This window comes from Terriglobales bacterium, assembly GCA_035764005.1.
Classification (GTDB): Bacteria; Acidobacteriota; Terriglobia; order Terriglobales; family Acidobacteriaceae; genus Gp1-AA112.
The window spans coordinates 1-5,469 of the sequence record DASTZZ010000123.1 but is presented as its reverse complement, the minus strand read 5'-3'; the positions used below and the strand labels follow the sequence as shown (position 1 = coordinate 5,469).

The window sequence follows — 5,469 nt, the reverse complement described above, 5'->3', positions numbered from 1 at the left end:
GCCTGCGAGTATCCGGCTTCATCAACTTCGAGCGGGATCGGAGCATTTCCGGGAAGATCAAGCGCGAAGTTCGTGCTGTCGTACTCATGACCGTGGCGGATAAGCGCGTCAGGTTCATCGAGCAGACGGTAATGCGGAAATGGCTGGCTTACAGGCATGCCGATCAGCTCTCCGATGCGGTTGCGAATCGCTGGTGTGGCGTTGGCAACGCGGTCGTGGTTTCCTGCAAGACAGGTGATTTTCACGGGACATGGAAAAGCGTCGACAGCGCTGCCCTCGCGATTGGGATCGCCGCTCCTGTATTTGCCCGAAGCTAGATCGCGAAACAGTTCGAGCGTCTTGGCGACTGGGGGCTCCTTGGCAGTCGCGTTCAAGATGCCGAGCAGCTTCTGTTCCAGTTCGGGAGAGGTTTCATTCAATGCGGTGTATGGACGGGCATCGTCTTGAAACCAGAGTGTTGTGCGATTGAAGTCGAACAGGTCGCCTGCAATCACCAGTTCAAATGATTTCGCTTTACGGCGGCGAACTTCGTTCGCCATATGCGCGATGAAGCCCTGATAAGCCTTCGGCTCCAGGTTGCGTCGAAAGATGATTTGCTTCCCGTTCCCGGAGATTACGTCGGAAGCTTCTTCTTCGAAGTGGAGATCGGAAATGACGGCAATCATAATGCGCATCTCCCATAGGCAAGGCAGTAATGGGGTTCTAGCAACTTCGTGAGTTTGTCAGCACAGCCGGTAGCTTTCAAAGATCAGACTCCGGAAAGGTGCCGCCCCTGCGGGGCTCGTCTATTGCACACTCCTACCCAGCACTCACGTGCTGGGCTACTCATATGTCGCGCCTACGGCGCTTTGGGCTCCGCTTCGCTCGCCTCCTCCTGAATCGCGATCCTTTTGACTTCTTTTGTGGTCTCTTTCAGCTCTTCTACTCCTTGATCGAATATTCCTGAATGTAAATTTGCCGGCTGTCACATACCTGATTTCTTCAGTTTCTGCATGTACTCGGCTTCCGACTTGCGAATGTAGTTGGCGTCGAGTGCAAGCACATCAACAGTATTGCGTGCACGCACTTTGTCGAAACCGAGGCGCGCTGCAACCTCCGTGCTGCAGTACTGGATCAGATCTGACTTAGGAAACTTGGATGCAACGCTCGCTTCCGCCGCAATAACTCGTAAAGGGCGCGAGCTGGCGATTGCTGCAGCTTCAGCCGCTGTGAGCAGAGACTCTTCTCGCTCGCCGTTGGTCTGTGTCGCTACATACAACTCGCCGCGGCCGGCGTCGAGTACTGCCATTGCGGAATCTGGCTCTCCGGCAGCCGCGAGCAGAATCTCCAGTGAAGTCACAGTTGCGATCGGAATACCAAGAACTTCCGCGAGCCCTTTCACGGCGGTAAGTCCAACGCGCAGCCCTGTAAAGGATCCTGGGCCGGTAACTGCGACTAGAGCTTTTAGATCGGTTGCCCTGTAACTGTGCTTCTCGAGAACATCGGCGATTTGCGGAACCAATTCCGCTGAAAATGTCCCGCCTTGAATCGGAGTTGATTCGATGATCTCAATGTCGTTCGCGCCTCGGGCAAGCGTGATGCCACCTTGGCGGCCGGAAGTGTCGATTGCGAGCAGCAGCATTAGACCGCGGAGATTGGATCCTGGCACAGTTCGAGCAGCACGCCTCCCGTTGCCGATGGATGGACAAAAATGTAGAGGTGTCCACCGGCGCCGACTTTGATTTCATCCGAGATCAGGCGCACGCCTTTGCGCTTGAGTTCCTCGAAAGTCGCGGAAATGTCGTTCACATGGACGGCGACGTGATGCAAACCTTCGCCGCGCTTCGCGATAAATTTCGCGATCACCGAGTCGTCAGAGGTAGCTTCGAGTAGCTCGAACCGTGTCTCGCCCACGGGCACCATCGCCGCGCGTACTTTCTCCTGCTCTACAATTTCTTCTCCGACAACTCTCATGCCGAGTTGCTCATAAAACTTGCGCGCCTGCGCGATGCTCTTCACGGCAATGCCAAGATGGTCCACGTTAAACATGCTTGTCTCCCGCGTGTGCGCCGAAGCTGCTCACCAACTCTTCCACCAGCGAGTAAGGATCGCGGCGGTGCTCCGCGATCTCTTGCGCGTAGCGATTAAGATGCTCGGAATCGAGCCGCTCGTGCATGATGCGGTCGAGCAGAGCTTTGCGCAGCATCTCAATCAACCGCTCGCGCCAGCTGCTCACTCTCTTGCGCAGCACGAGATCCTTCTTCTCCAGATATTCACGATAGGCGCCGATACTCTTGAGCAGATCCATGATGCCAGTCCCGTCCGTTGCGACGGTTTTCACGATCGGCGGAGTCCAATCATCGCGACGGATTGCCAGCGTCTGCATGGCGCGTATCTCGCGCTCAACACGATCGGCGCCTTCACGGTCGCTCTTGTTGATCACGAAGATGTCCGCGATCTCCATGATGCCGGCCTTGATGGTCTGGACATCATCTCCCATTCCGGGAACAAGAATTACAACTGTGATATCCGCGAGGCGCACGATGTCGATCTCGTCCTGACCGACTCCCACAGTTTCCACGAGGACAACGTCTTTGCCGGAGGCATCAAGCAGCGTGGCTACGTCTGCAGTTGCTGGCGCGAGTCCTCCAAGAAAACCGCGGGTCGCCATGCTGCGAATGTAAATTCCCGTATCGGCATGATGCGCCTGCATGCGAATGCGGTCGCCAAGAATTGCTCCGCCTGTGTACGGGCTCGTGGGATCAACAGCGATGATGCCAATCGTCTTCTCCTGCTTGCGGTACTCGCGGGCGAGTTGATCAACCAGCGTGCTCTTGCCGGCGCCGGGCGAGCCCGTAAGTCCGATCACGGTCGCGTTTCCGCTGTAGGGAAACAGCGCCTTCATCAACCGAGTCGCTTGCGCGGAGCTGTTTTCAATCGCGGTGATCGCGCGAGCGAGAGCACGAACCTCACCGCCGCGAATGCGCTCCACGAATGATTCGAGCGATGATGCGCTCGTCTTTTCGGTTTCTGCGGGAACAGGCATCGCGAACAGGACAGTGTATAGGAGAGGCTTAGAAGCTCAGGAGACTCAGAACCTGAGCAGCTCAGTAGCTCTTCAGCAACTGCCTGGCGATTACTAGCCTCTGAATCTCGCTGGTGCCTTCGCCGATGGTGCAGAGTTTTACGTCACGATAGTACTTTTCCGCAGGATAGTCTTTGATGAAGCCGTAACCACCGTGAATCTGCACTCCTTCGTTCGCGCAACGCACTGCAACTTCGCTCGCGTACAACTTGGCCATCGAAGACTCTTGCGTGGTCTTCAGCCCAGCATCTTTCATCGAGGCGGCCCGAAGGGTGAGCAGACGGGCGGCGTCGATTTCTGTGGCCATGTCGGTGAGCTTCCATTGGATTGCCTGAAAATCGCTGATCGGTCGTCCAAACTGCTTGCGCTCCTTTGAATATTTGAGTGCGGCTTCGAATGCGCCCTGTGCGATGCCTAGCGAGAGCGCCGCAATCGAGATGCGCCCACCATCGAGAACGCGCATGGCATCGATAAAACCGTCGCCTTCTTTTCCGACGAGGTTCTCCGCCGGAATCACGCAATCTTCAAAAATCAATTCCGCCGTGTCACTGGCACGCAGGCCGAGCTTGTTTTCTTTTTTGCCGGGACGAAAGCCTTTCGTATCTTTGTCGACGATGAAGGCGGACAGCCCGTGAGTGCCGGTGGTCTTATCCGTCACAGCGATGATGACCGCAACATCTGCATAATGGCCGTTGGTGATGAAAGTTTTCGTGCCGTTGAGCACCCAATTGCGACCGCGGCGAACTGCCGTCATGCGCGCACTGCCCGCATCGGAGCCCGAGCCGGGCTCCGTCAGCCCCCAACACCCGATGAATTCTCCCGATGCCAATTTAGGAAGATATTTCTGCTTCTGCTCTTCGTTGCCAGCAACATAGATATGGTTCGAGCAGAGAGAATTGTGGGCGGCAACGATGATGCCTACCGATCCATCAACGCGTGACAGCTCCTCGACGGCGATCACGTAGTCCACATAGCCGAGACCGGCGCCGCCGTAGTCGGGCGGAAAGACTACGCCCATCAATCCCATTTTGCCGAGTTGCTTAATGATCGCAAGGGGGAACTCAGATTTCTCGTCCCACTCCATTACGTGTGGACGAATCTCCGACTCGGCAAATTCCCGCACCGAGCGCTTGAGCTGATCCTGCTCTTCTGTGAACTGAAAATCCATGCGTACCTAAGTGTGTCTCAAAAGTCCATTCAGGGACAAAACATGTGAGCATACCATGCTGAAATCGCGTATTTTTCGCTGTGGTCCCAGGAAGTAACCGGATGCACTCCTGCGGTTGGCCTACAATGCTAGTAACGAAGTAATTAACGTGAAAACCAGCGTTTTTGAGATTTTCAAGATCGGGATTGGGCCGTCGAGTTCGCACACAGTTGGCCCGATGCGCGCCGCCAAAGACTTCGTCTCGCGCATCTTCTCCAATGGACGCCTCCCCGACGTCGCGCGCCTGAGCACCGAATTATTCGGCTCTCTCGCTCTCACAGGGCGCGGCCATGCCACGGATCGCGCCGTGATTCTCGGATTGTTGGGCGAAGCGCCGGATCAGGTTGATCCCGGCAAAATCGAGTCGCTCGTGGCTGAGGTTCGCCAAACGGGAAAGCTGAGCCTGCTGCATCGGCGCCCGATCAATTTCGACGAGCCCCGCGATCTGGTGTTTCGAACGACAGAAACCCTCCCTGGGCACTCCAATGCAATGCGATTTACCGCGTTCGCGACTGACGGCAGCGTGTTGGACACACAGATTTATTACTCCATTGGCGGCGGATTCATAAGCAAAGAAGGTGAAGAGGGCGCCCCATCTGGCGCATCTGCAAAGAAGGAAGTTCCATTTCCATTTTGCAGCGCCGCCGATCTTCTCCGCATCGGCGATGAAACGGGATTATCAATTTGGGAAATTGCGCTTGAGAATGAAAATGCCTGGAAGCCCGAATCAGAGATCCGCGAGCGGCTGAATCAGATTCATCTCACGATGGAAGCCTGCATCGATCGTGGCCTGCGAACGGAAGGCATTCTTCCCGGGGGTCTCAAAGTGCGCCGGCGCGCTCCGCGATTGTTTCAGAAGCTTAGCGGCAGGCCCACGGCCGATCCGCTCGCGCCCATGGATTGGGTGAACGCGTTCGCAATGGCAGTCAATGAAGAGAACGCCGCCGGAGGCCGCGTGGTGACGGCGCCAACAAATGGCGCAGCCGGCATTATCCCGGCCGTCGCTCGCTACCATCTGCTTTTTACGCCGGGCGCGCAGTCTGAAGACATCTTTCGGTATCTGCTCACCGCCGGAGCCATCGGCATTCTGTACAAAGAAAATGCTTCCATTTCGGGCGCGGAAGTTGGCTGCCAGGGTGAGGTCGGTGTCGCATGCTCCATAGCCGCAGGCGGCCTGGTTGCCGCCCTCGGCGGGACA

6 protein-coding genes are annotated in these 5,469 nt (G+C 56.5%); 1 reads left to right on the top strand and 5 read right to left on the bottom strand.

Annotated features, from left to right (window positions below):
• The 5 genes from VFU50_20340 to VFU50_20320 form a co-directional block, all read right to left on the bottom strand.
• On the bottom strand, positions 1–665 hold a 665-nt coding region (locus VFU50_20340; GenBank protein ID HEU5235218.1), incomplete at its 3' end, for a hypothetical protein.
• 299 nt (positions 666–964) lie between these two features.
• Entirely contained in the window at positions 965–1,621 is a 657-nt protein-coding gene (gene tsaB, locus VFU50_20335) for a tRNA (adenosine(37)-N6)-threonylcarbamoyltransferase complex dimerization subunit type 1 TsaB (protein HEU5235217.1), read from the bottom strand.
• Positions 1,621–2,028, bottom strand: coding sequence for a methylmalonyl-CoA epimerase (mce, locus tag VFU50_20330; GenBank protein HEU5235216.1), 408 nt, complete (start codon positions 2,026–2,028; stop codon positions 1,621–1,623). Before mce ends, tsaB begins: the two co-directional genes overlap by 1 nt.
• Positions 2,021–3,025 (bottom strand): methylmalonyl Co-A mutase-associated GTPase MeaB, encoded by a 1,005-nt coding sequence (gene meaB / locus VFU50_20325; protein HEU5235215.1) that lies wholly within the window; start codon positions 3,023–3,025, stop codon positions 2,021–2,023. The genes mce and meaB overlap by 8 nt, the downstream gene beginning before the upstream one ends.
• A gap of 61 nt (positions 3,026–3,086) precedes the next feature.
• The gene (locus VFU50_20320) at positions 3,087–4,232 is read right to left on the bottom strand and encodes an acyl-CoA dehydrogenase (GenBank protein ID HEU5235214.1); all 1,146 of its coding nucleotides are present in this window, start codon (positions 4,230–4,232) and stop codon (positions 3,087–3,089) included.
• A gap of 148 nt (positions 4,233–4,380) precedes the next feature.
• Between VFU50_20320 and VFU50_20315 the strand changes: the two genes are divergently transcribed.
• Positions 4,381–5,469 (top strand): L-serine ammonia-lyase (locus VFU50_20315; protein ID HEU5235213.1); only part of this gene is annotated, 1,089 nt, incomplete at its 3' end.